The following is a 24,297-nucleotide window of genomic DNA, read 5'->3' as shown; positions in this document are numbered from 1 at the left end:
ATGCTGGAAGAAAAAGCCATTCGCAAAGTCTCCGTGGTGATCCCGGTGTACAACGAAGAGGAGAGCCTGCCGGAACTGGTGCGTCGTACTGATGCGGCCTGTGCGGGATTAAATCTGGCGTACGAGATTCTGCTGGTCGATGACGGCAGCAGCGATCGCTCGGGCGAGATGATTGCGGATGCTGCCGATATGCCGGGCAGCCATGTGGTTGGCGTATTGCTGAACCGTAATTACGGCCAGCACTCAGCGATCATGGCGGGCTTTAGCCACGTCAGCGGCGATTTAATCATCACGCTGGATGCCGACCTGCAAAACCCGCCGGAAGAGATCCCGAACCTGGTGAAAGCGGCTAAGCAGGGCTATGACGTGGTGGGCACCGTGCGTCAAAACCGCCAGGACAGCTGGTTTCGCCGTCGCGCCTCACGCACCATCAATCATCTGATTCAGCGCGTCACTGGCAAAGCGATGGGCGATTACGGCTGCATGCTGCGCGCTTATCGCCGCCATATCGTCGATGCGATGCTGAACTGCCACGAACGCAGCACCTTTATTCCCATCCTCGCCAACACCTTTGCGCGCCGCACCATTGAGCTGCCGGTGGCGCACGCCGAGCGCGAATTTGGCGATTCAAAGTACAGCTTTATGCGGCTGATTAACCTGATGTATGACCTGGTCACTTGCCTGACCACCACGCCGCTGCGCTTGCTGAGCATCGTCGGCAGTTTGATTGCGCTGGCCGGTTTTGCCTTCTCGCTGATTCTGATTGTGCTGCGTCTGTTCCTCGGCGCGGCATGGGCCGGTGATGGCGTGTTCCTGCTGTTCGCGGTGCTGTTTATTTTTATCGGCGCGCAGTTCATCGGTATGGGATTACTCGGCGAATACATCGGCCGCATTTACAACGACGTACGCGCCCGTCCGCGCTACTTCATCCAACGTGTGATTCACCCACAGCAAAACGCCTCATCTGTACAGGAAATTGAGCAATGAAAACTGTCGTCTTCGCCTACGCCGAAATGGGCTGTGCGGGTATTTCTGCACTTCTGAACGCTGGCTATGAAATCAGCGCTATTTTCACCCACTCAGACACAGGAACTGAGAGCCACTTTTTCGACTCCGTTGCGCGTTTAGCCGCTGAGCAGGGCATTCCGGTCTATGCGCCGGAGGATGTCAATCATCCGCTGTGGGTCGATCGCATTAAAACCATGGCACCGGATTACATCTTCTCTTTCTATTACCGCGCTTTGTTGAACGACTGCATTCTCAGCAGTGCGCGTATGGGTGCCTATAACCTGCACGGTTCGCTGCTGCCCAAATATCGTGGCCGCGCACCGCTGAACTGGGTGCTGGTCAATGGCGAAACCGAAACCGGCGTAACGCTGCACCGCATGGTGAAGCGCGCCGATGCCGGTGACATCGTGGCGCAACAGCGCGTGGCGATTGACGAGCAGGACAACGCGTTAACGCTGCATCGCAAGCTGGTTGCCTGTGCAACGCAGGTGCTGGAAGGCGCATTACCGGCGGTGAAACGCGGCGATATCGTTACCACACCACAAAATGAGCGCGAAGCCACGGTTGTGGGGCGCCGCACGCCAGAAGATGGCCGCATTAAATGGGAACAACCGGCGCACACGGTCAATAATCTGGTGCGCGCGGTGACCTATCCGTGGCCCGGCGCGTTCGCCTATGCCGGAACGGTGAAATTCGTGGTGTGGAAAAGTCGCGTACACAGCACTGAACATCAGGCCAAACCGGGTACCGTGCTTTCTGTTGAGCCATTCCTGATCGCCTGCGCTGAAGGCGCGCTGGAAGTGGTGACCGGTCAAAGCGATAACGGCGTGTTTATGAACGGCAGCCAGCTGGCGCAAAACCTCGGTATGGTGAAGGGCGCCTTGCTCTATTCTCAGCCAGTGGCGGCGGTGAAACGACGCACGCGCGTGCTGATTCTCGGCGTGAACGGTTTTATCGGTAACCACCTCACCGAGCGTCTGCTGCAGGATGATAACTTCGAAGTCTACGGTTTAGACATCGGTTCTGACGCCATCAGCCGTTTCCTCGATCAGCCACGCTTCCACTTTGTCGAAGGCGACATCAGCATTCACTCAGAATGGATCGAGTATCACATTAAGAAGTGCGACGTGGTGTTGCCATTGGTGGCCATCGCCACGCCGATTGAGTACACACGCAATCCGCTGCGCGTGTTTGAGCTCGACTTTGAAGAGAACCTCAAAATCATTCGTGACTGCGTGAAGTACAAAAAGCGCATCATTTTCCCATCGACTTCCGAAGTGTACGGCATGTGTACCGATCAGCATTTCGATGAGGATCACTCTAATCTGGTGGTTGGGCCGATCAATAAACAGCGCTGGATCTATTCGGTGTCTAAGCAGTTGCTGGACCGTGTAATTTGGGCTTACGGTGAGAAAGAAGGGCTGCGCTTTACGCTGTTCCGTCCATTTAACTGGATGGGGCCGCGCCTCGATAATCTGAATGCCGCGCGTATCGGCAGTTCTCGTGCTATCACGCAGCTGATCCTCAATCTGGTGGAAGGCTCACCAATTAAGCTGATTGATGGCGGTGCACAGAAGCGCTGCTTCACCGATATTCGCGACGGCATCGAAGCGCTGTTCCGTATCATCGAAAACAAACAGAACAACTGCGACGGCCAGATCGTCAACATCGGTAACCCGGATAACGAAGCCAGCATCAAAGAGTTGGCCGAGCGTCTGCTGGCGAGTTTCGAACGTCACCCGCTGCGCAGCAACTTCCCGCCGTTTGCCGGCTTCCGTGAAGTGGAGAGCAGCAGCTATTACGGCAAAGGTTATCAGGACGTGGAACACCGTAAGCCGTCGATCAAAAACGCGCGTCGTCTGCTGGACTGGACGCCAACCGTAGAGATGGATACCACCATCGATAACACGCTGGACTTCTTCCTACGCACCGTTGAGCTACAGGACAAACCATGAAGAAAGTCGGTTTGCGTGTCGATGTCGATACCTGGCGCGGCACCCAACTTGGCGTGCCGGCGTTACTGGAGCAATTCAGTTTGCATCAGCTGCAGGCCAGTTTTTTCTTCAGCGTTGGGCCGGACAATATGGGGCGCCACTTGTGGCGCCTGTTAAAACCGCGTTTCCTGTGGAAAATGCTGCGGTCGCGCGCCGCATCACTCTACGGCTGGGATATTTTGCTGGCCGGCACCGCCTGGCCGGGACGTGAGATTGGTCGCGGTCTGGAGGAGATCATCAGCGCCACCGCCGATCATCATGAAGTCGGTTTGCATGCGTGGGATCACTTTGCCTGGCAAACCTGGGCGGGCGTGTGGCCGCAAGAGAAACTGGTTGAGCAAATTGCGCGCGGTAAACAGGCGCTGGAAGCGATCATTGGTGACAATGTCACCTGTTCAGCGGTGGCGGGCTGGCGCGCTGATGGCCGCGTGGTGGCTGCCAAGCAGCAGTTTGGTTTCAGCTACAACAGTGATTGTCGCGGCAGCGGTCCATTTATACCGATTCTCAGTGATGGCAGCCCCGGCACGGTACAAATCCCGGTGACCTTGCCGACCTGGGATGAAGTGGTTGGGCAATCGGTGAGCGCGGAAGGTTTTAATGACTTCATCCTCGAGCAAATCCATGCCGCAAGCGGTTCGCCGGTTTACACCATTCATGCCGAAGTGGAAGGGATTGTCGGGCTTGAGGCGTTCGCCGATCTGCTGAGGCGTGCGGAGCAGCAAGACATTCAGTTCTGTCCGCTCAGCGCCTTGTTACCCGACGATCTCACTACGCTGCCACAGGGCAATATCGTACGCGGGCATATTCCCGGACGTGAAGGCTGGCTAGGCTGCCAGCGTTAATTTTACAGGAACCACGGATGCGTACAGGCACTAAAACCGCGTTACTTATCGCGCTCTTCGCGCTGTTTTACCTGATGCCAATTGAGTTCCGCGCCTTATGGCAGCCGGACGAAACCCGCTATGCCGAAATCAGCCGGGAAATGCTGTTTAGCGGCAATTGGGTGGTGCCGCATTTCTTCGATCTGCGCTACTTCGAGAAACCGATTGCCGGTTATTGGGTCAATAACTTCGGCCAGTTGCTGTTTGGTCACACCAACTTTGGCGTGCGCGCCGGATCGATTTTCAGCACCACGTTGAGCGCGGTATTGGTGTATTGGCTCGGCACGCAGATGTTCGCCAGCCGTAAAATCGCGCTGAGCGGCAGCATCATTTTTCTCACCTCGTTGCTGGTGTACGGCGTCGGCACCTACGCGGTGCTCGATCCGATCCTGATGCTGTGGCTGGTCGCGGCGATGTGCAGTTACTGGCTGGCGTCGCAGGCCAGCAGCACGCGGCAACGATTGATCGGATATGTGTTGCTGGGTGCGGCCTGCGCGATGGGCTTTATGACCAAAGGCTTTCTCGCGCTGGCGGTACCGGTGCTGGCGATTCTACCTTGGTCCATCTGGCAACGTCGCTTTGGCGAATTGCTGCGTTGGGGACCGCTGACGATGGTGGTCGCCGCCTTGCTTAGTTCGCCGTGGGCGCTGGCGATCAATCAGCAGGAAGGCGATTTCTGGCACTATTTCTTCTGGGTCGAGCATATACAGCGTTTCGCCGAGTCGGACGCGCAGCACAAAGCGCCATTCTGGTATTACATTCCGGTGCTGTTGGCAGGCTGTTTGCCGTGGCTGGCGCTGCTGCCGGGATCGCTGATTGGTGCGTGGCGTCAGCGCAGCCAGCAAGCGGGTTCGATTTATCTGTTGAGCTGGGTGCTGTTACCGCTGCTGTTTTTCAGCATCGCTAAAGGCAAACTGCCGACCTACATTTTACCGTGCTTCGCGCCGCTGGCCTTGCTGATGGCGCATTACGCGCACAGCGCTTCGACAAAGGTGGTTACAGCGCTAAAGGTGAATGGTTGGATCAATCTGCTGTTCGGTTTGGTCATCACCATTGTGGTTTTAGTGGTGCTGGCACCCTGGGGCGTTGCGCATCGTCCGGTTTATAGCGGCGATGAAGGGATGGGCGTGCTCTGTGCGGCGCTCTCCTTTATAGGTTGGGCCGTGATGGGCTGGCTGAGCCGCAAGCCGGAGAAGGGTCGCTGGCAGTTAGCCGCGCTCTGTCCGCTGGCGCTGGCGTTACTGGTGGGATTTGCCATTCCTGACAAGGTGCGTGATTCAAAGCAGCCACAAAGTTTTGTTAGCGCGGTACACGATCAACTGGCGGATAGCCGTTATCTGCTGGCAAACAATCCTGGCGTGGCATCGGCGGTGGCCTGGGAACTGCAGCGCAGCGACATCAATTTCTACGATGCCAAAGGCGAATTGCAATATGGCCTGAGTTATCCAGATGCAAAGTCACATTATATTAATGCAGATAACTTTGCCGACTGGCTGCGTATCCATCGTCGGCTGGGCAAGGTTTCGCTGGTTTTGATGCTGAATGCCAGCGACAGCACGCCGGATAAAAACCTGCCGGAACCGGATGATGTCTATCGTCAGGGCCGCCTGGTTTACTACGGTTATGATGCTAAACCATGAATCTGCTGCTGATTTTACTGGTGAGCGTGCTGAGCTGTGCCGCCCAGCTGTGTCAAAAGCAGGCGGCCCATGTCGGTATCAAAAAGGGGATTTCCTGGCTGGCGCTCAGCATCCTGCTGCTCGGTATCGGCATGCTGCTGTGGCTGGCGGTGCTGCGCGTGGTGCCGGTAAGCGTGGCCTATCCGATGTTGAGTCTCAACTTTGTGTTGGTGGCCATCGCCGCGCGGCTGATCTGGCGTGAAACTTACAGCGTGCAGCAGTGGATCGGCACGCTGGCGATTGTTGCTGGCGTGGCGCTGATGGGAAGTCATCTATGAAAGGCGTGATGCTGGCGCTGTGCAGCGTGTTGCTGGTATCGCTGGCGCAACTGGTGCTGCGGTTGGCGATGCTGGATTTCCCGCCATTAAGCGAATTGCTGAGTGTGCAGCACTGGAAAGCGCTGCTGCTGTTGGCTTTTGGTCTCGGGGCGTATGCGCTGTCGATGTTGTGCTGGATGCTGGCGCTGCGCCAGCTGCCGCTTAACCGGCTCTATCCGCTGCTCAGTTTGAGTTATGTATTGGTGTGGCTGGCCGCGATTTCCTTGCCGATTTTGGGCGAAAACTTCCGCTGGAGCAGCTTTGCTGGCGTGGTACTGATCGTGTTTGGCTTGATGCTGGTTTCGCTGCCGCGCCGTAAGTGATGATGTTTATTTATGCACATACCGTAGCGGCGCAATTTATTGCGCAATAAATTGCGCCGCTTCGAAAGGTGCAGTGATGTGACACGGCGCTTAATTGAAAGGCATTACGCCACTCATGGCGATATTTTTATTTATCCCCTCAAAGACATCCCTAAATAAATACATCATCCTGATGTAAATCCATCAAAATAAAAATCCCAAAATGCTTGAACTCACAATTCGGAAAGTAAATTCCAAATAAAAATTAACATGAAATAAAAACACCGCTAGCGTGAGTGCTCTGTTTTGTTCTGCCGTATTTCCTTAATTTTTTTCACCAGGAGGTATTATGGAAAGAGAACTTTATATATCCACTAACACCGCTTCCGGCCCCAATAGCGCCACGCGCACCGAGCCATTTGTTAAAATTATTGCGCTGGTCGCCACGCTGGGTGGATTGCTGTTCGGCTACGATACCGGTGTAGTATCAGGCGCTTTACTCTTTATGCGTGACGATCTACAGCTCACGCCCTTTACCACCGGGTTAGTCACCAGTTCACTGCTGTTTGGCGCCGCTTTTGGCGCGCTGCTCGCCGGTCATTTCGCGGACGCGCTGGGACGCCGCAAGATCATCATTTCTCTGGCCTTTATTTTTGCCCTTGGCGCCATCGGTTCGGCCTTCGCGCCGGATGTCATCTCAATGATTGCTTCACGTCTGTTCCTCGGTATCGCCGTCGGTGGCGCAGCGGCCACGGTGCCGGTGTATATCGCGGAAATTGCCCCGGCGAACAAGCGCGGTCAACTGGTCACCTTGCAGGAGCTGATGATTGTTTCAGGTCAGCTGCTGGCGTACGTGTCCAACGCCACTTTCAACGAAATCTGGGGTGGAGAACACACGTGGCGCTGGATGATCGCTATCTCAACTGTGCCAGCCGTATTGCTGTGGTTGGGCATGATCTTTATGCCGGAAAGCCCGCGCTGGCTCGTAATGCGCGGTAATAGCCAGCAAGCACGCAAAGTACTGGAAAAAACCCGCGCGGCCGATGACGTCGAATGGGAGCTGGAAGAGATAGAAGAAACCATCGAAGAGAACCGGCAACAGGGCAAAGGCCGCCTGCGCGATTTGCGTACGCCGTGGCTGCGCAAAGTGTTCCTGCTTGGTATCGGCATCGCGGCGATTCAGCAGCTGACCGGCGTCAACACCATCATGTATTACGCGCCTACCATGCTGACGGCAACCGGCTTGAGCAACGATGCCGCGCTGTTCGCCACCATCGCCAACGGCGTGATTTCGGTGCTGATGACGCTGATCGGTATCTGGATGATCGGCAAAATCGGCCGTCGTCCGCTGGTACTGGTTGGTCAGATGGGCTGCACCGCGTGCCTGTTTTTTATCGCCGCAGTGTGTTTCTTCATGCCGGAATATCACCCGGCAGGCGACGTCAATCTGCTGCGCGCCTATCTGGTTCTGGCGGGCATGCTGATGTTTCTGTGCTTCCAGCAAGGCGCGTTGTCGCCGGTTACCTGGCTATTACTTTCCGAGATCTTTCCAGCGCGGATGCGCGGTATTTGCATGGGCGGCGCGGTATTTGCGTTGTGGATGGCCAACTTCGCCATTTCCATGGCGTTCCCGTTGCTGTTGGCGGCATTTGGTCTGGCCGGTGCCTTCTTAACCTTTGCCGTGATTGGTATTGGGGGATCGATGTTCGTGTTGCGCACCATCCCGGAAACCAAAGGACGCAGCCTGGAACAGGTCGAGCACTATTTCCATGAGTTGTACAAATGATGTTGCATTGATGTAAATCAATCAAGGTTCTGGCAGAGCAGCAAAACAACATCGCTTACTATCGCAAGATATCGACGCGACATGACAAAACAGAAGCTAATAAATATTACTCTTTCAGGATAGAACATACCATGACCTACAAAATAAGCCATGACCGACTCTGCGTTAATCGTAAAATCGCGCCTAATCTTAGTCTCGAGCGTTTTTTCTCGCTGGTTGAAAAGCTGGGGTTAAATAAAGTCGAAATCCGCAATGATATGAAAAGTGGTAGCGTGACCGATAATTTAACAGGCGAAGAAGTTCGCCATCTCGCGACTAAACATGCTTTTACCATTGAAACTATTAATGCGGTTTATCCGTTTAACCAATTAAGCGATGACGTGCTGGAGAAAACGCGCGCTTTATTAAAAGACGCGCGTGCCACCGGTGCGAAAGCGTTAGTCCTTTGCCCACTGAATGACGGCACCGTTATTTCCCAGCAGCAAACCGTCGATGCGTTAAAAACGCTGGCGCCACTGTTTGCCGAATATGGCATTGCCGGTCTGGTGGAGCCGCTCGGTTTCCCGCAAAGCTCGCTGCGTTCAGCGGCTCTGGCACAGCAGCTGATCAAACAAGCCGGCGCGCCGTTCAAAATCGTATTGGATACCTTTCACCATCATTTGTACGAAGGGGCTGAACAAGACTTTACTGGCGGCGTCGACGTCAACAATATCGGGCTGGTGCATTTGTCCGGCGTGACCGACGCGCGCCCAACGCATCAGTTAACCGACGAAGAGCGCATCATGTTAAGCGCCGACGATGTGCTGAAATCGAAACAACAAGTGCAGCGTCTGGAAGAGATGGGCTATCGCGGCATTTACGCTTTCGAACCGTTTTCGTCGGTGATGGATAACTGGAGCGAAGAACAAATTGCTCGTGAAATCCACTCCAGCATTGCTTACCTGAATAACTAAGGAACACTTCCATGACGCTCAATATCGGTGTAATTGGCACGGGCGCGATCGGTCGCGAACACATTCGTCGTTGTAGCCAGGTGCTGCAACATTCGCGTGTGGTGGCGCTGAATGACATCAATCGCAGCAACTGCGAGCAGATCATCCACGATCTCGGCATTCAGGCGGAGATTTACGACAACGCACATGATCTGATTAACGCGCCAGAGGTGCAGGCGATTCTGGTCACCTCGTGGGGCCCAACCCATGAAGAGTTTGTGTTGGCAGCGATCAAAGCCGGCAAGGCGGTTTTCTGCGAAAAGCCGCTGGCGGTCACCGCGCAGGATTGTATGAACATCGTGGAAGCGGAAATCGCCGCCGGTAAGAAGCTAGTGCAGGTCGGCTTTATGCGTCCTTACGACGCGGGCTACCGCGCGCTGAAGGCGGTGATTGATAACGGTGACATCGGCGAACCGCTGATGCTGCACTGCGCACATCGCAACCCCGAAGTCGGCGATTCCTACACTACTGATATGGCGATCACCGATACGCTGATTCATGAGCTTGATGTGCTGCGCTGGTTGCTGAAAGATGATTACGTCAGTGCGCAGGTGATCTACCCGCGCTCAACCAGTAAAGCCGCTTCGCATCTGAAAGATCCGCAAATCGTGCTGCTGGAAACCGCCAAAGGCGTGCGCATCGACGTCGAAATCTTCGTTAACTGCGCTTACGGCTACGATATTCAATGTGAAGTGGTCGGCGAAAGCGGCATTGCGCGCCTGCCTGAACCGATGTCGGTACAGACGCGCAGCGCGGCCAAACTCTCCACCAGCATTCTTACCGACTGGAAAAAGCGTTTCATCGATGCCTATGACGTGGAGTTGCAGGACTTCATCAATAATGTGTTGTCGGGTGAAATGACCGGCCCGTCTGCGTGGGATGGCTTCGCTGCGGCGGTTGCTGCCGATGCCTGTGTTGCGGCGCAAAAATCCGGAGACATCGTACCGGTCACTATGCCAGCGAAACCGGCGTTTTATAACTAAGTTGCTTTCCCTTCCTTAAACGCGCGTCAGGTTGAACTGGCGCGCGTATTATCGCGTATCACACTCTCTTCTCAGCGTTTTCCCGTGTATCATCGCCGCCTTTAAGATGTTTTGTAGGGAATAAGTGATGACGGAGATGACATTGTCCCGCCGCCAGCCTTCCGTATGGTGGGGCGCGATGATTATTTGCGGCACCGTGGTGGGCGCAGGGATGTTTACGCTGCCGGTGGTGATGGCGGGCGCGTGGTTTGGCTGGGCGATGATGTTACTGCTGATCAGCTGGGGCGGCATGTTGCTGTCCGGCTTGTTGTTTATGCGCGTCAGCCTCACGTATCCGCCGGGCGCGGGATACGACACTTTAACCAAAGATTTGCTTGGACGCGGCTGGGCGGCGCTAAACGGCCTCAGCATCTTATTCGTCCTTGGCATCCTGACATACGCCTACATTTCAGCCAGCGGCCCGGTCTATCAGCACTCAATCAGTCAGTTGGGATTACCCATCTCAACTGCAGAAGCCAAGGTGTTGCTGACGCTGTGCGTCGCCGTCGTCGTTTGGCTCGGTACGACGGGCGTCAGTCGCTTGATGACCTTCTGCGTGCTGGCGAAAATTCTGCTGTTGATCGTGCTGTTTGGCGGCCTTCTGACGCAGGTGAACGTGCCGTCGTTACTGAGCGGACCCGCTGCCGGTGAACGTTACTGGCCTTATGCACTCGGCGTGCTGCCGTTTTGTCTCGCTTCGTTTGGTTACCACGGCAACATCACCGGTCTGGTGAGCTATTACGGCGGCAATAAGCAGAACATCACGCGGGCTTTGGTGTTGGGAACGCTGCTGTCGCTGGCGCTGTATCTGTTTTGGCTAACCAGCACCATGGGAAATCTACCGCGCGCCGCGTTTCCTGAGATTGTGAAGCAGGGCGGCGATATCGCTGCGCTGATGGCGGCGCTGCGTGCGCATCTGCACGTCAATGCGCTGGCGCTGATGATGTCGATCTTCTCGCATTTCGCCGTGATTGCCTCATTCCTTGGCGTCACCGCCGGTCTGTTTGATTTCATCGCCGATCGTCTGGGATTCGGGAATTCATCCGTCGCACGCCTGAAAACCGCCAGCCTGACTTTCCTTCCGCCGTTACTCGCCTCGATTTGGTGGCCAAATGGCTTTGTCGCCGCGATTGGTTTTGCCGGACTGTTTGCCACCTTGTGGGCGGTCATCATCCCCGCGCTGCTGGCATGGAAATCTCAGCAACGCTGTTCGCTGGCGGTGATTTTTCTGTTGGTGTTTGGCGCGATGAATATATTGGCCTGGCTGTTGAGCTGGTTTGGGGTGTTACCGGAATTTGGTGGCCGTTAGATTGAGAAGAAGACAACGTCAGCGCGACGTTGTCTTCAATTTAATGCGTAGAACCTGCTAATACGTTAAGGGCATGCGAGAAGAAGTCGCGCCGACCAAAATTCCCCGATTTAAGCGCCAGCGCCAGCGGCCGCTCGCCCTGAGCAAACAGGGCGGGCACGCCAGGATCGATTTCACTTCCAACCTGCAGCGAACCCAAATTTAACGCGCTGACCACCGCGCCCGAAGTTTCTCCGCCGCCAACCACTAAACGCTGAATGCCCGCTTCAAGCACCAACTTGCGTGCCGTATCGCCAAATAAGCGATCAAGTCGCTGCGAGATGTTGTGTTGGCCAAACTGCTGCTGCGCTTGCTTCACTACTGCCGGATCGCCTGAGGAATAGATCAGCGGGCAACGGTCCTGATGGGTGAGGATGAAATCCACGAGATCGTCAGCATCAATACGTTCCGCCATCACATCCTCAATCTCAATGGCCAGCACCGCATGCTGTTTTTGGTGTTCCTCTATTTGTCCGCGCGTCGCACCTGAACAACTGCCAACTAAAATGGCGCTGGAACCTTTAATGGCAGGAAACTCACTGTTGTTACCTTGCGCTTTACGGGCGCTGATAAAATTGTGCGGCAGGGCAAGCGCGATGCCCGATCCACCACTGATCAGCTTCTCATCCGCAGCAGCGATGCCGATCAGCGTTAAATCGTGATCGCTGAGGGCATCCACCACCACCAATTGCGTTTCCTCATCTGTTTGGTCTTGCAGTATCTCGCGCAGTGTTTCACTGCCTTGCACCACTTGCTGCCAGCCAATGTGGCTGACGCGCGTTTTCGCCTGGCGCGACAGCAAACGGCGGATGTCCGCATCCTTCATTGGCGTCAGAGGATGATGCTCCATGCCTGATTCATTCAGTGGACGGTCATGCACAAACAAATTGCCCTGATAAAGCGTACGGCCCATCGCGGGAAACGCCGGGCAGACAATCACATTGCGCGCCGCTAATCGCTGAGCCAGCGCGTCTAGTACCGGACCAATGTTGCCAGCATCGGTCGAGTCGAAGGTCGAGCAATATTTAAACACGATCTGCGCACAGCCTTGCTGCAACAGCCATTCACAAGCAGCCAGCGATTGTTGAACGGCTTCCTGTGCTGGCAAAGAGCGTGATTTCAAAGCAATGACGCCTGCTTCCACCTGTTCCTCGGCAGGCTGTTGCGGTACGCCAAGATATTGCGTCGTGCGCAATCCGCCTTCGCCCAGCAATCCTTTCGACAGCGTGACGGCGATATCGCTGGCACCGGTAAAATCATCGGCGATGACCCCAATCAGCATGATGAGCCTCCAATCGCTAACTGCATTTTTTTTACCGCGGCATGCGGTGCCGTTAACACCGGAATCGAGACTTTTTCACGCACGGCGTCGGAGGCGCGCGAGGTGGAGAAGTGAGCCAGCATAATTACATCGCAGTGACTTAACTGCGGCGCGAACTCTGCGACCAGACGATTGTGGCTGGCGACGTCACCTTTACGCAGCAGGTCAATGGCATCCGGAACCAGCACGCTTTCCAGCGTTGCGGATGAACCAATCTGTTCGGCATAGTGATAAAACTCATCGCACATCGTCACTAATGACGGACCAAAGGTCGCCAGCATGCCGATGCGTTCGCCTTGCTGCAGCGCAGCCTCGAACATCGCTTCATTCGGTTTCAGCACCGGCACCGGCAACGCCGCAGAGAGTTCATCAATCGCCGGGCCAAAAGCTGAACAGGTCACCAGAATTCCTTGCGCATTCATCGCATAGCCGTAGCGGCCAAAAGCAACAAAGCGATCAATCAACTGGCGCGAAAGCTGTTCCTCTTTAGCGCGATCCAGCGTCAAACCATCATCCAGCAAATTCACCACTTCAGCCTCTGGCCAAAGATCGTTAAAGGCTTCCTGAACAGGGGGCATCGCCACCGGCGTGGCATGCAGTAAAACTATGCGTTGGCTCATCATTTTCTCCGACACTAGCGATACACAAGTGAATTACAGCACACCATACCTGAGGCGAAATGAAAATGTAAGGGCTTACATTTGTCTTGATAAGGTGATGCTCGTCACACAAAAAAACTGCGTATCTGTCAGGATAGAAATGAATGCATTCGTCTGAATGCCTATTTTGAAATCGCTTACTTTTAGCTAACCCTGAGAACGCACTATGACCATTCGTGGAGAAACCACCGCAATTAACGTTAACGTGACACCAGAAGCGCAGGTGCGCCCTGCGAATACGGTGCCACGCCATTTTCGTGATTTGCTGGCGCTGGAAGATTTTGAACGCCATGCGCGTAAGCGGTTACCTAATATGATTTATCAATATGTAAAAGGCGGCGTGGAAACCGGCAGAGGACTTGCTGCCGCGCATGAAGCTTATCAGCAATATGTCTTTGTACCGCGTATGTTCCGCGATGTTTCGGGCCGCGATCAGCGGGTGAATTTATTGGGCCATGACTGGGCGCATCCCTTCGGTGTGGCTCCGCTTGGTGGCGCGTCGTTTGTCAGCTACCGCGCGGACTTAATGCTGGCGAAAGCCGCACGGGCCATGAATGTGCCGATGATCCTGAGCGCCTCATCGCTGATTCCGCTGGAAGAGGTGATCGCCGCTAATCCGGACGTCTGGTTTCAGGCGTATCTGGCGGGCGATCAACCGCGCATCGATCGATTAGTCGATCGCGTTGAACACGCAGGCTATAAAACGCTGGTGGTGACCGGTGATACGCCGATGCTGGGTAATCGGGAACACAACACCCGCAGCGGCTTCAGCATGCCGATAAAAATCACGCCGAAAGTGATGTGGCAAAGCGCCATGAGTCCGCGCTGGCTGCTGGGCACGGTGGCGCAAACCTTCCTGCGTCATGGTGCGCCGCACTTCGAAAATACCGATGCTGAACGCGGCCCGCCGATGATGTCGAGCAAAGTGCGTAACACCAATGCACGCGACAAACTGAGCTGGAAGCACGTTGAAGCGATCCGTAAAAAATGGAAAGGCAATCTGGTAATTAAAGGGCTGATGTCGCCGGATGATGCCTTCATCGCGCGTGATCTTGGCGCCGATGCGGTGATTCTCTCCAACCACGGCGGCCGTCAGCTGGATCACACGGTGCCACCGCTGCATACGCTCGCTGAAATCGCGGCGGCGAAGGGCAATATGAAGGTGATTATTGATAGCGGCATCCGTCGCGGCACCGATGTGATGAAAGCCATGGCGCTGGGCGCGGACTTCGTGTTTCTTGGTCGTCCATTCCTGTATGGCGCGGTGATTGGCGCTCAGGCGGGCGTTGAACATGCCATGCATATCCTGCGGGATGAAATCGATCGCGATTTAGCGCTGATTGGCGTGACACGGCCTGAGCAACTTAATGCTGCGCTGCTGCGTCGCGCACCCTTTTTCGCACGCGAGGATTAATCATGGCGTTAACGATTTATAGTGCGCTCGCACTGAGCGCGCCGTTTAACACGCTGGTTGCGCAATGGCAGTCGCAACATCCCGATATACCGCTGGCGATACGCTGGCATCCCAGCACCATCATCGAAAAAGAGCTCAACGCCGGCGCCGAAGCGGATGTGGTGATCGCTACGGTTGAGACGCTAGACCGCCTGACACAATCGGGTTTGGCGGAAGCGGGCACGCGCATCGAACTGGTCGATTCTCCCATCGGAATTGCGGTGCGGGCGGGCGCTGCACAGCCTGATATCAGCAATCGCGAAACGTTGATTCAGACTTTGTTGGCTGCGCGTTCGGTAGCCTGGTCAGAAGCCGGAGCCAGCGGTGTCTGGTTCTCGCAGTTGTTGAAACAACTCAACATTGATACGGAACTGCGCGCGCGTGGCACGGTGATTCCTGCTGGTTTCACCGCCGAGCAACTGGTGCAGGGCAACGCTGACCTGGCAGTACAGCAGATCAGCGAATTGCTGATGGTGGAGGGCATTGATGTTGTTGGACCGCTGCCAGCGGGTACGCTGCAGGCGATTTCGCTCTCGGCTGCGGTGTTAAGCCACGCCCAACAACCGGAACGGGCGCAGGCATTCCTGAGCTGGCTGAAAACGCCGTCAGTCACGGACGTGTTCAACCGTTTCGGCATGGACAGGCGCGATTAGCGTTCCTGACGGGGCACCGAGCCGCTGCTGCCCCGGACAATCAACTCGGTGCTTATCTGCGTCTGCATCTGTGCAGGTAAGTTATTCAGCGTATTTAATAAATAGTGCGCCGCGTGTTCACCAATCGACGCTAAATCCACGCGCATGGTGGTCAGCGGATGCTCCAGATGCTCGGCGTATTCATAGTCGTTGAAGCCTACGATGGAGATATCATTCGGAATGCGCAGATAACGCTCGCTCGCCGCGCGCATGGCACCAAACGCCAGCAGATCGTTCCCGCAGATGATGGCGGTAGGCGGCTGCGGCGCATCGAGTAAACGAAACACCGCTCTGCGCGCATCATTCATGGTGAAGGCGTTATCAATTAAATGCGTATCCGGCAGCGTCAATCCATACTGCTGCAGGGCGCGGCGCGTACCGTTTAGACGTTCTGAAATACGATCGTTTGAAGGCGGCGTGCCGACAATCACCGCAAAGCGCTGATGCCCTAATCCCAGCAAATGCTGCGCCAGGGTTTCAGCCGCACCCTCGCTGTCATAACCGACACAAGGTCTTTCGCTGTCTTGCGAAAAGGTCTGCACGCAGGCGATATCCTGCTGAATGATGCGCTCCCACAGTTTTGGATGATGGGTATTGCCCACCAGCATCAAACCATCGATACCGTACTCAATCAGCTTATTGACTTCTTTCAGCTCGGTTTCCGGATCAAAGTTGGAGTTGGCCAATAGCAGCGTGTAGCCGGCTTCATGAATAAGTTGCTGAAACGCCGCCAGCGGACGCGAAAAGGTTTCTGTCGCCAGCGTGGGGACCACCGCGCCAATTGTCATGCTGCGTCGCGAGGCAAGGGTGCGCGCGGCGCGGTTAATCACATATCCCAACTCGTCGCAGGCCTTTTCCACCGCTTCACGGCGTGATGCTTTGACCGTGGTGCTGCCGTTCAATACGCGTGAAACCGTCGCCGTTGAAACGCCAGAGAGACGCGCAACATCATCCAGTGAAACGCGGCCAGATCCATTTTGCTTCTCACTCATCAAGTCACTCCTGCAGAAAGAGTGAGCTTGCCCACAAAAATTGCAGACAACTCACAATCAATTTTGAAAGCGCTTACTTTTGGCTTGACTGAATTTTGTAATCGCTTACTTTTGACATCATGTTATCAGTTTGGGTGTGCCTGCTCACGTTTTTTTAACAGGTTCGCGAACTGTCACCCCCAAATTTAACCCCAACGCGGGCTGCAGCCGCTCTACGGCCGCAGAACCTCGTTAACCCTATATAAATCATAAAGGAATTCACCATGCGCAGATATCCACGAATTCGCTGGCTGATGATCGTGTTCTGCTTTTTCGCCATCGCAATCAATTACATCGATCGTATCAACCTCGCGATCGCCGCACCGCACATCAAAGCAGATTTAGGCCTCGATGACACCAGCATGGGACTGATTCTGGGCGCCTTCTTCTGGACCTATGCGCTGATGCAAATTCCGGCCGGACGTCTACTCGATCGTCTTGGTGCGCGTGCCGGACTGGCCATCGCCGTCGGCTGGTGGTCGTTGTTTACGGTGTTTACCTCGTTTGGTAAAGGATTCACTTCTCTTTTTGCGGCGCGCTTAGCATTAGGCCTGGGCGAAGCAGGGGGAAATCCGGGCTGTGTCAAAGTGGTTTACAGCTGGTTCCCGAAAAAACAGCGTGCAACGGCCAGCGGGATCTTTGATGCCGGTCCGCGTGCTGGCAGTGCGCTGGCGCTGCCGCTGGTTGCCTGGCTGATCAGCGTGTGGGATTGGGAAACGTCCTTCATCGTGACTGGCGCATTAGGACTGATTTGGGTGGTGATCTGGTTAGTCTTCTATCGTGAGCCTGAAGAGATGAAAGGCCTTGATGAAACTGAGCGGCAAAATCTGCTGGAAGATCGTGCTTTGCCCACCACGCAGGCCGACGCCAAAGTTGAACTGTGGTCACTGTTCCGCCATCGCAACGTGTGGGGAATGATGATTGGTTTCTTCTGCATGAACTTCGCTACCTATTTCTTTGTGACCTGGTTCCCAACCTATCTGACTGTGGCACATGGCTTCTCGCTGAAAGAATTGGGAACGCTGGGTGCGATCCCAGCGCTGATGGGGATTCCGGGAAGTCTACTTGGCGGGATTGTGTCGGATACCCTGTATCGCAAAGGATTTAGCCTGACGGCGGCGCGTAAAACTTGTCTTATCAGCGGCATGTTGCTTTCCAGCGTGATTGCTTTCGCCGCATTCACCGACAGCATTACGGTGATCCTGACGCTGTTTTCCATCACTTACGCCGGTTTAGCTTTTACCGCCGCCAACATTTGGACGCTGCCAGCCGACGTTGCGCCCGCCAGTAATTATGTGGCCACGCTGGGCGGCATTCAGAACTTTGCCGGTAACCTGGCCGGGATTGTTACGGCTTCCTTCACCGGCTTAATGCTGAGCCTTAGCCACGGTTCATTTGTGGTGCCGTTGCTGGTCGCGGGTGGCATCTGTGTGCTGGGTGCGCTGACCTTTATGTTTGTGCTCGGCAAATTGGAACCATTACAGATCAGCCCCAAATCTGATGCCAACGTCATTGCCACCGCCAATCAATAAGAGGAGAAACCGCATGCAGAACGAACAGTCCTTACGAGAAGAGATTTGCCAGGTGGGAGCCGATCTGTTTAACCGCGGCTATACCACCGGCACCGCGGGGAACATCAGTGCTCGGCTGGAAGATGGCTGGCTGATTACGCCAACCGATGCTTGTCTGGGACATCTGGAGCCAGGCCGGATTGCCAAGGTCAATCGCGCCGGTGAATGGGTTTCGGGCGACAAGCCATCGAAGACTTTGCTGTTACATCGCCAGATTTATGATCGCAACCCGGAGGCGCACGGCGTGGTGCATACCCATTCCACGCATCTGGTGCAACTGACGTTAGCGGGTGTGTGGCAGCGCGACAGCATTTTACCGCCGCTGACGCCGTATCAGGTGATGAAAGTCGGTCGGATTCCGTTAATCGACTATCGCCGCCCAGGCCATGCCGATGTGGCTGCGCAGGTGGCTGAACTGGCCAATGACGTGCGAGGCGTGATGCTGGAGAGACTTGGCCCGGTGATGTGGGGCAAATCCGTTTCAGCGGTAAGCTTTGCCCTTGAAGAGCTGGAAGAAACCGCGCGCCTTTGGCTGAACTGCGTGGATAAGCCCGCCGCGCTGCCAGAACAAGCCGTATTGGAGCTGTGCGAACACTTTAATACGCGCTGGTAATACCCGCATTGTCCCTACAAAAACGAGATCCAAGATGAAAAAGACGGTAATAGCCGCAGGCATGATGCTTTTTGCATCAACGGTATTGGCGCAGGAGAAATCCTTTGTCTACGTATCCAACGGCGACAGCGGCACGGTGACGGCCTACGAACTGCAAAAGGCGGAGCGCCAGCTGAAACCGATTGGTGAATACCCCAGCGGCCTGAAAAGTATGCCGATGGTGGTATCGCAGGATAACAAGACACTTTATGTCTCCGTTCGCAGTAAGCCTTACCATGTTTCGGCCTGGCATATTCAACCTGACGGCTCACTGCAGCATTTTGCGGATACGCCGCTGCCAGAGGCGATGGCGTATGTCGCGCTGGATAAGAGCGGGAAATTCCTGCTTTCATCTTCTTACGGCGGCGATCTGTTTAGCATCAATCGCATTGCCGCGGATGGCAAAGTTGAGAGTGCGCCGGTGCAGGTGGTGCATACCGGAAAGCGTGCACATTCTATTCAGACCGATCCCAGCAACCAGTTTCTCTATGTACCTCTGCTGGGTGCCGATCAACTGCTGCAGTACCGTTTCGACAGTCACAGCGGAACCGTCTCGGCGAACACGCCAGCGTTTGTGAATATCCAACGCGAGGCGGCAGCCGGACCGCGTCATTTCACCTTTGCACCGCAACGGGATGAAAAGGGTGAGCAGAATCTCTATTTGCTGACCGAAATGGCCGGCAACATCTCGCGCCTGACGCTGAACAAAGATGGCACCCTGACGGAACATGAAGCGACACCGTCACTCGATCCGGCCATTGCCGCCAACATGCAGCGTGGCGAAGCGCGACCACTGACCGGCGATGATGATTTGCCAAAATCCGCCAAACCGCGTTTATGGCAAGCCGATATTCATATCACGCCGAATGGACATTTCCTTTATTCCACCGAACGCACCAGCAGTCATATTACTGCGTTTCATGTATCACCGATCGATGGTCGATTGACGTTGATTAATAGCACGCCAACAGAAACTCAGCCGCGTGGATTTGCTATTGATAATTCCGGGCGCTATTTAATTGAATCGGGTCAGAAGTCGACACAAATTTCGCTCTATTCCATAGATCAAACCACTGGCAAACTGACATTAATTGAGCGCGTCCCTACCGGCAAGGGCGCTAATTGGGTCACTATCGTTGAGTAAATTTCTGCTCTACTTAATTCAATCGTAAGAAAAGGAGTGTTTATGTCGACTATTCGCAAAACATTATTCAGCACATTATTGTGCTCGACGCTGTTAAGCGCAGGATTACCGACACAAGCGGCTGAAAAAGGGGTTGCCACCGATCTGGAACCACTGCACCACGTCATTCTGGAAAATAAATACGTCACGGTAATGCGCGTATTAATTCAACCCGGACAATCGACGCTATTTCATGAGCAGCATCTGGATTATGTTAATACGCACATTGAAGGGAGTCCGGTCAAAATAGAATATCCCGACAAGCTGGTTAACATAACAGAAATGAAAAGTGGCAATGTTAAATTCGGTGAGCATCAAGGAAAATCGGATACGGATAAGGTCACCAATACCGGAAATAACGTCAATCATCAGGTGGCGTTCGAAATTAACATCCCAGGCCCGCAACATTTCGGTAACGCTTCCCGGCCTGCCAATGCCGCATTTAGTCAGGTGCTGGATAAGAAAACCGTGAGAGGCTGGAAGGTCACGCTTAAGCCTGGCGCCAGTACCGGCGAATATACGCAACACGGGCCTGGCGTGCGCGTGTTCTTCACCGAAGGGCGGGTACTGATTGCCGATCAAACTCATACCAATCGGGTAAAAGAAGTTTGGGTACATCCCGGCGATGCCTTTTTAACCGAGCCAGGTAAAGTCGATATAACGGCCGCAAGTGGCGAGAATATTATCTTCAATGATTATGAATTGTTATAGCACTGTTTGTATTTTGTGAATTGACGTTGTCTGATAATGTGCACTTCTGTGGGTTGCCACAGAAGTGCATTATTGTTTTTACCATACTAATAATTATTTACCGGAAGTAATTACAATGAAAGCAAGAAAGGTGAGACAGTGTTGTCTGCCTTTCGCGTTGAGCATTCTGATGTCTGCCACATTTTCAGCTCACGCTGAAGATGCAGCTGAGTCTGCAGCTCTTATTGCGAAAGGCAAGTATCTGGCTATTGCTGCGGACTGTGGAGCTTGCCACACCGCACCGAATCAGGGCAAGGAAATGTCGGGTGGCTATATTATCTCCTCGCCGTTGGGGAATATTGTTGCCAGTAATATCACGCCATCAAAAACCGCCGGCATTGGCGATTATAGCGAACAAGATTTTGTTAAAGCCGTGCGAAGTGGCATTAATAAACAGGGGCAACATCTTTATCCGGCGATGCCTTACACCTCATATGCGAAAATTTCTGATGCCGATATGCATGCGCTGTATGTTTATTTTATGCACGGTGTAAAAGCAGACGATAATGTACCGCCAGCAACGGATTTGCCTTTCCCGTTTAATATTCGTTCAAGTATGTTCTTCTGGAATATGCTGTTTGCCGATAATAAGCCGTTTATTCCGGCAAAAGATAAATCTGATGTGGTTAATCGCGGTGATTATCTGGTCAATGCATTGGCGCACTGCGATACCTGCCATACGCCACGTAACGCGCTGATGGGGCAAAACAATGCTCAGGCCTTCAGCGGTGGCAGCCTGGGCAGTTGGTATGCGCCGAATATCACTCCCGATCAACAAGCCGGCATTGGCAACTGGAGCAATGCGCAGATCGCGCAATATCTCAAAACGGGCCATGTTGCAGGCAAAGCGCAGGCAGCAGGTCTGATGGCGGAAGCTGTCGAGCACAGCTTACAGCATCTATCTGATGACGATATCAAGGCGATAGTGGCTTATCTGCGGCAGATCCCCGCAGTGACTCAGGCCACCCATTCGCCACGCGACGCGCTTGGCAAACCTGCAACAGATGAAGCGGCGCTGCGCGCGGTTAAAAATCCTGATGCGGGCTGGCAGGTTTACGCCAGCTCTTGCGCTAACTGCCATCAGGCGGATGGTGCGGGCAATCACTTCTATCCTTCGCTGTTTCATAACACCGCCACTGGCGCACCGCAGGCCGATAACCTGATTGCCACCATTGTCTACGGCGTACATCGCCAGATTGATGGCAAAGATGTGGTAATGCCCGCTTTCGGCCCGGATGGATTATTTACCGATCGACTGAGCGATCGGCAAATTGCCGACGTCAGTAACTACGTGCTGAAAAACTTTGGTAATTCTCAGCTGAACGTAACGCCTGAACAGGTGAAAACCGTGCGTGAAGGCGGCCAGCGCCCGCTGATTGCACGCCTGGCGCAGCCTACTGTGTGGGGCGGTGGCGCGGTAGTTGTCATTATTTTACTGGTGCTGCTGGTTTCAATTTCGCGTAAGGGGAAAAAGCATGGCGCATAACCTTTCCCGACGTCGTTTGCTGCAAGGCATGTGTATTTTGTCACTCGGCGCGATGTGTAATTCCCTGTTCCCGGCGCGCGCTCTGGCTGCCGATCAGCTGGCTGAAAATGGTTTTCTGACCGTTTCGCAGTTCCTGGTGAGTCGCCCGGTCGGCCCGATTTTGGGGCAGCGCTATTTCGATGCCTTAAATCGCCATAATGCCGACTTCACACACCGGCTTAGCAGCCTGCAGGCATTGTTGCAGCAGCATAATTTTGCTCATGTCGACGAATTTCTTGCCGCATTTGGGGCCGATAATTCTGATTGGCAAACGGCAAAACGCATCATTTCTGCGTGGTACACCGGCGTTGTCGGCGACGGCAGCGATCTGGAGTTGATCGCGTATGCCGATGCGATGATGTACCTGCCCACCAAAGATATTCTGGTGGTCCCAACCTATGGCGGCGGGCCGTTCTACTGGGCAGTAACGCAAGATGGCAAAGTGGCAACCACAGGAGAAGGCGCATGAGTGCACAAAAAGTCGATGCCGATGTGATCATCATTGGCTCGGGCGTGATGGGCGGGTTGATCGCCTGCCAGATGGCGAAAGCGGGTAAATCGGTGATCATCCTCGAGGCGGGCCCGCGAGTCTCTCGTCAGGAAATCGTCGAACGTTTCCGTAATTCCCCATTCAAGATGTCGTTAACCAACATCAAATTACAGGGCGTGGGTTCGCCTTACCCCAATCCGCCGCATATTCCGTCCACCTACGGTGACTATTTGCAGCAGGTTGGGCCGGTTAAATATCCCACCAAATACCTGCGCGTTGTCGGTGGCACAACCTGGCACTTTGGCTCCGCGCTGTGGCGCATGATCCCCAACGATTTCAAACTTAACACCCTTTACGGTCGTGGCCGCGACTGGCCTTTTGGTTACGACGAGCTGGAGTCGTGGTATGGCAAAGCCGAGCATGAGCTGGGCGTTTCAGGCGTCGATGGACAAGATGAAAGTGGGCAGGGCGGCAAAGCCTGGCCACCGCGATCTACGCCATTCCCGATGCCGGGTTTACCAACCAGTTATCTGTTTGATCGCCTAACCGAGATGTTGGGTAAAGGCGGTTATAACCCGGTACTGGAACCGAACGGTCGCGCGACTAAGCCGTGGGGTAAGCGCCCGATGTGTGGCGGCAACAATAACTGCAATCCGGTTTGCCCCATCGCCGCCAAATATGATGGCTCGATGCATATTGATGAAGCGGAACGTTTGGGAGCGAGGCTGCTGGATAACGCGGTGGTCTACCGTATTGAAGCGGCGGATGACGGCAAAATCACCGGCATTTGGTATAAAAAGCCGGATGGTTCCGAGCACCATTTAACCGCCGACTACTTTGTGCTGGCGGCCTACGGTATCGAATCGCCCAAGCTACTGTTGATGTCGACGTCGGAGAAATATCCCAACGGCATCGCAAACTCTTCCGATCAGGTGGGGCGCAATTTGATGGGCCACACCGGCATTAGTATGAACGTGATGATGTCGGAAGATGTGTGGCCAGGTCAGGGGCCGACTGAATTACTGGTGTATCTGAACAACCGCGATGGCGCCTTCCGCAAGGATTTCCCCAGCTACAAGATCAAAGTGCGTAACACGGTGCCAACTGCAGATTATGCTGCATCGCTCATTGAGAAAGGCGTGCTGGGCTCCAAACTGGATGCTGAAATCCGCCGCCAGTCGGCGCGCTCGCTGAACTTCGCTATTGATTTTGAAACCTTGCCGCTGGCGGAAAACCGCGTTACGCCGAGCAAGACGAAAAAAGATGCGATTGGTATTCCGTTGCCGGAGATTTATTACAGCGTGACGGATTACTGGCATGCCGGGAAAGAAGCGGGCATCAAAGATTTTCACAGGTTTGCAGAGCTGCTGAATGCGGAAATATTATCGATCGATACTAAGTTTCAGGATCGCCAGCACATCATGGGCACCACCATTATGGGCGATGATCCCCACAATTCAGTGGTAGATCGCGATTGCCGCACGCACGATCATCCCAATATGTGGATTGCCGGAACCAGTGTGATGCCGTCGGCGTCATGCATGAACCCAACCTTGACCGGCGCGGCGTTGAGCTTGCGTTTGGCTGAGCATATGTTGCAGACCATGAAGTCGGAAGTAGCAGGTTAGGTGTGAATCGGTC

22 protein-coding genes are annotated in these 24,297 nt (G+C 54.4%); 19 read left to right on the top strand and 3 right to left on the bottom strand.

Annotated elements, in window-relative coordinates; genetic code table 11:
- From arnC to K5Y33_RS11230, 10 genes are all read left to right on the top strand, one after another.
- On the top strand, nucleotides 1-987 hold the full coding sequence (arnC, locus tag K5Y33_RS11275) for an undecaprenyl-phosphate 4-deoxy-4-formamido-L-arabinose transferase (RefSeq protein WP_217548156.1): 987 nt from the start codon (nucleotides 1-3) through the stop codon (nucleotides 985-987).
- A complete protein-coding gene (arnA, locus tag K5Y33_RS11270) occupies nucleotides 984-2,963 on the top strand; it encodes a bifunctional UDP-4-amino-4-deoxy-L-arabinose formyltransferase/UDP-glucuronic acid oxidase ArnA (RefSeq protein WP_222233973.1) in 1,980 nt (659 codons plus the stop codon). The genes arnC and arnA overlap by 4 nt, the downstream gene beginning before the upstream one ends.
- Nucleotides 2,960-3,844, top strand: coding sequence for a 4-deoxy-4-formamido-L-arabinose-phosphoundecaprenol deformylase (gene arnD / locus K5Y33_RS11265; RefSeq protein WP_222233972.1), 885 nt, complete (start codon nucleotides 2,960-2,962; stop codon nucleotides 3,842-3,844). Before arnA ends, arnD begins: the two co-directional genes overlap by 4 nt.
- Nucleotides 3,845-3,861: 17 nt before the next feature.
- Entirely contained in the window at nucleotides 3,862-5,523 is a 1,662-nt protein-coding gene (arnT, locus tag K5Y33_RS11260; RefSeq protein WP_222233971.1) for a lipid IV(A) 4-amino-4-deoxy-L-arabinosyltransferase, read from the top strand.
- Nucleotides 5,520-5,840 carry a 4-amino-4-deoxy-L-arabinose-phosphoundecaprenol flippase subunit ArnE gene (gene arnE, locus K5Y33_RS11255; RefSeq protein WP_222233970.1) on the top strand — a complete coding sequence of 107 codons (321 nt, stop codon included), beginning with the start codon at nucleotides 5,520-5,522 and terminating at the stop codon, nucleotides 5,838-5,840. The genes arnT and arnE overlap by 4 nt, the downstream gene beginning before the upstream one ends.
- Nucleotides 5,837-6,202 carry a 4-amino-4-deoxy-L-arabinose-phosphoundecaprenol flippase subunit ArnF gene (gene arnF, locus K5Y33_RS11250; RefSeq protein WP_222233969.1) on the top strand — a complete coding sequence of 122 codons (366 nt, stop codon included), beginning with the start codon at nucleotides 5,837-5,839 and terminating at the stop codon, nucleotides 6,200-6,202. The genes arnE and arnF overlap by 4 nt, the downstream gene beginning before the upstream one ends.
- Before the next feature lie 328 nt (nucleotides 6,203-6,530).
- On the top strand, nucleotides 6,531-7,967 hold the full coding sequence (locus K5Y33_RS11245) for a sugar porter family MFS transporter (protein ID WP_222233968.1): 1,437 nt from the start codon (nucleotides 6,531-6,533) through the stop codon (nucleotides 7,965-7,967).
- Nucleotides 7,968-8,098: 131 nt separating this feature from the next.
- A complete protein-coding gene (locus tag K5Y33_RS11240) occupies nucleotides 8,099-8,920 on the top strand; it encodes a TIM barrel protein (protein ID WP_222233967.1) in 822 nt (273 codons plus the stop codon).
- Between the two features lie 11 nt (nucleotides 8,921-8,931).
- Complete coding sequence (locus K5Y33_RS11235; RefSeq protein WP_222233966.1) at nucleotides 8,932-9,942, top strand: Gfo/Idh/MocA family protein; 1,011 nt, start codon at nucleotides 8,932-8,934, stop codon at nucleotides 9,940-9,942.
- 127 nt (nucleotides 9,943-10,069) lie between these two features.
- On the top strand, nucleotides 10,070-11,290 hold the full coding sequence (locus K5Y33_RS11230; RefSeq protein ID WP_222233965.1) for an aromatic amino acid transporter: 1,221 nt from the start codon (nucleotides 10,070-10,072) through the stop codon (nucleotides 11,288-11,290).
- Between the two features lie 40 nt (nucleotides 11,291-11,330).
- On the opposite strand, the gene otnK is transcribed toward K5Y33_RS11230, so the two are convergent.
- Both otnK and K5Y33_RS11220 read right to left on the bottom strand, forming a co-directional pair.
- Entirely contained in the window at nucleotides 11,331-12,611 is a 1,281-nt protein-coding gene (gene otnK, locus K5Y33_RS11225) for a 3-oxo-tetronate kinase (protein ID WP_222233964.1), read from the bottom strand.
- A complete protein-coding gene (locus tag K5Y33_RS11220; protein WP_370634120.1) occupies nucleotides 12,605-13,270 on the bottom strand; it encodes an aspartate/glutamate racemase family protein in 666 nt (221 codons plus the stop codon). The genes otnK and K5Y33_RS11220 overlap by 7 nt, the downstream gene beginning before the upstream one ends.
- Nucleotides 13,271-13,475: 205 nt before the next feature.
- Between K5Y33_RS11220 and K5Y33_RS11215 the strand changes: the two genes are divergently transcribed.
- Together K5Y33_RS11215 and K5Y33_RS11210 are read left to right on the top strand one after the other, a co-directional pair.
- A complete protein-coding gene (locus K5Y33_RS11215) occupies nucleotides 13,476-14,723 on the top strand; it encodes an alpha-hydroxy acid oxidase (RefSeq protein WP_222233962.1) in 1,248 nt (415 codons plus the stop codon).
- Nucleotides 14,724-14,725: 2 nt separating this feature from the next.
- A complete protein-coding gene (locus K5Y33_RS11210) occupies nucleotides 14,726-15,415 on the top strand; it encodes a substrate-binding domain-containing protein (protein WP_222233961.1) in 690 nt (229 codons plus the stop codon).
- Here the strand turns inward: K5Y33_RS11210 and K5Y33_RS11205 are convergent.
- Complete coding sequence (locus K5Y33_RS11205) at nucleotides 15,412-16,446, bottom strand: LacI family DNA-binding transcriptional regulator (RefSeq protein ID WP_222233960.1); 1,035 nt, start codon at nucleotides 16,444-16,446, stop codon at nucleotides 15,412-15,414. The two genes, K5Y33_RS11210 and K5Y33_RS11205, sit on opposite strands and share 4 nt — an antisense overlap.
- Nucleotides 16,447-16,709: 263 nt before the next feature.
- On the opposite strand from K5Y33_RS11205, the gene K5Y33_RS11200 reads away from it, so the two are divergent.
- The 7 genes from K5Y33_RS11200 to K5Y33_RS11170 all read left to right on the top strand — a co-directional run bounded on the left by K5Y33_RS11200 (nucleotide 16,710) and on the right by K5Y33_RS11170 (nucleotide 24,284).
- Nucleotides 16,710-18,017 (top strand): MFS transporter, encoded by a 1,308-nt coding sequence (locus K5Y33_RS11200; protein ID WP_222233959.1) that lies wholly within the window; start codon nucleotides 16,710-16,712, stop codon nucleotides 18,015-18,017.
- A 13-nt stretch (nucleotides 18,018-18,030) separates the two neighbouring features.
- Complete coding sequence (locus K5Y33_RS11195) at nucleotides 18,031-18,669, top strand: aldolase (protein WP_061719469.1); 639 nt, start codon at nucleotides 18,031-18,033, stop codon at nucleotides 18,667-18,669.
- Between the two features lie 34 nt (nucleotides 18,670-18,703).
- Complete coding sequence (locus tag K5Y33_RS11190; protein ID WP_222233958.1) at nucleotides 18,704-19,852, top strand: beta-propeller fold lactonase family protein; 1,149 nt, start codon at nucleotides 18,704-18,706, stop codon at nucleotides 19,850-19,852.
- Between the two features lie 42 nt (nucleotides 19,853-19,894).
- A complete protein-coding gene (locus tag K5Y33_RS11185; RefSeq protein WP_222233957.1) occupies nucleotides 19,895-20,602 on the top strand; it encodes a hypothetical protein in 708 nt (235 codons plus the stop codon).
- A 115-nt stretch (nucleotides 20,603-20,717) separates the two neighbouring features.
- The gene (locus K5Y33_RS11180) at nucleotides 20,718-22,127 is read left to right on the top strand and encodes a cytochrome c (RefSeq protein ID WP_222233956.1); all 1,410 of its coding nucleotides are present in this window, start codon (nucleotides 20,718-20,720) and stop codon (nucleotides 22,125-22,127) included.
- On the top strand, nucleotides 22,117-22,635 hold the full coding sequence (locus K5Y33_RS11175) for a sugar dehydrogenase complex small subunit (protein WP_110866919.1): 519 nt from the start codon (nucleotides 22,117-22,119) through the stop codon (nucleotides 22,633-22,635). Before K5Y33_RS11180 ends, K5Y33_RS11175 begins: the two co-directional genes overlap by 11 nt.
- On the top strand, nucleotides 22,632-24,284 hold the full coding sequence (locus tag K5Y33_RS11170; protein WP_101761474.1) for a GMC family oxidoreductase: 1,653 nt from the start codon (nucleotides 22,632-22,634) through the stop codon (nucleotides 24,282-24,284). The genes K5Y33_RS11175 and K5Y33_RS11170 overlap by 4 nt, the downstream gene beginning before the upstream one ends.
- The last annotated feature ends 13 nt before the right edge of the window (nucleotides 24,285-24,297 follow it).

This window comes from Pantoea sp. DY-17, assembly GCF_019795975.1.
Lineage (GTDB): Bacteria > Pseudomonadota > Gammaproteobacteria > Enterobacterales > Enterobacteriaceae > Pantoea > Pantoea leporis.
This window is presented reverse-complemented; position numbering and strand designations above follow the sequence as displayed.

Bases quoted from the DNA above. Each gene is read 5' to 3' on its own strand.
- arnC (WP_217548156.1), top strand. From the start codon at position 1: ATGCTGGAAGAAAAAGCCATTCGCAAAGTCTCCGTGGTGATCCCGGTG.
- arnA (WP_222233973.1), top strand. From the start codon at position 984: ATGAAAACTGTCGTCTTCGCCTACGCCGAAATGGGCTGTGCGGGTATT.
- arnD (WP_222233972.1), top strand. From the start codon at position 2,960: ATGAAGAAAGTCGGTTTGCGTGTCGATGTCGATACCTGGCGCGGCACC.
- arnT (WP_222233971.1), top strand. From the start codon at position 3,862: ATGCGTACAGGCACTAAAACCGCGTTACTTATCGCGCTCTTCGCGCTG.
- arnE (WP_222233970.1), top strand. From the start codon at position 5,520: ATGAATCTGCTGCTGATTTTACTGGTGAGCGTGCTGAGCTGTGCCGCC.
- arnF (WP_222233969.1), top strand. From the start codon at position 5,837: ATGAAAGGCGTGATGCTGGCGCTGTGCAGCGTGTTGCTGGTATCGCTG.
- K5Y33_RS11245 (WP_222233968.1), top strand. From the start codon at position 6,531: ATGGAAAGAGAACTTTATATATCCACTAACACCGCTTCCGGCCCCAAT.
- K5Y33_RS11240 (WP_222233967.1), top strand. From the start codon at position 8,099: ATGACCTACAAAATAAGCCATGACCGACTCTGCGTTAATCGTAAAATC.
- K5Y33_RS11235 (WP_222233966.1), top strand. From the start codon at position 8,932: ATGACGCTCAATATCGGTGTAATTGGCACGGGCGCGATCGGTCGCGAA.
- K5Y33_RS11230 (WP_222233965.1), top strand. From the start codon at position 10,070: ATGACGGAGATGACATTGTCCCGCCGCCAGCCTTCCGTATGGTGGGGC.
- otnK (WP_222233964.1), bottom strand. From the start codon at position 12,611: ATGCTGATTGGGGTCATCGCCGATGATTTTACCGGTGCCAGCGATATC.
- K5Y33_RS11220 (WP_370634120.1), bottom strand. From the start codon at position 13,270: ATGAGCCAACGCATAGTTTTACTGCATGCCACGCCGGTGGCGATGCCC.
- K5Y33_RS11215 (WP_222233962.1), top strand. From the start codon at position 13,476: ATGACCATTCGTGGAGAAACCACCGCAATTAACGTTAACGTGACACCA.
- K5Y33_RS11210 (WP_222233961.1), top strand. From the start codon at position 14,726: ATGGCGTTAACGATTTATAGTGCGCTCGCACTGAGCGCGCCGTTTAAC.
- K5Y33_RS11205 (WP_222233960.1), bottom strand. From the start codon at position 16,446: ATGAGTGAGAAGCAAAATGGATCTGGCCGCGTTTCACTGGATGATGTT.
- K5Y33_RS11200 (WP_222233959.1), top strand. From the start codon at position 16,710: ATGCGCAGATATCCACGAATTCGCTGGCTGATGATCGTGTTCTGCTTT.
- K5Y33_RS11195 (WP_061719469.1), top strand. From the start codon at position 18,031: ATGCAGAACGAACAGTCCTTACGAGAAGAGATTTGCCAGGTGGGAGCC.
- K5Y33_RS11190 (WP_222233958.1), top strand. From the start codon at position 18,704: ATGAAAAAGACGGTAATAGCCGCAGGCATGATGCTTTTTGCATCAACG.
- K5Y33_RS11185 (WP_222233957.1), top strand. From the start codon at position 19,895: ATGTCGACTATTCGCAAAACATTATTCAGCACATTATTGTGCTCGACG.
- K5Y33_RS11180 (WP_222233956.1), top strand. From the start codon at position 20,718: ATGAAAGCAAGAAAGGTGAGACAGTGTTGTCTGCCTTTCGCGTTGAGC.
- K5Y33_RS11175 (WP_110866919.1), top strand. From the start codon at position 22,117: ATGGCGCATAACCTTTCCCGACGTCGTTTGCTGCAAGGCATGTGTATT.
- K5Y33_RS11170 (WP_101761474.1), top strand. From the start codon at position 22,632: ATGAGTGCACAAAAAGTCGATGCCGATGTGATCATCATTGGCTCGGGC.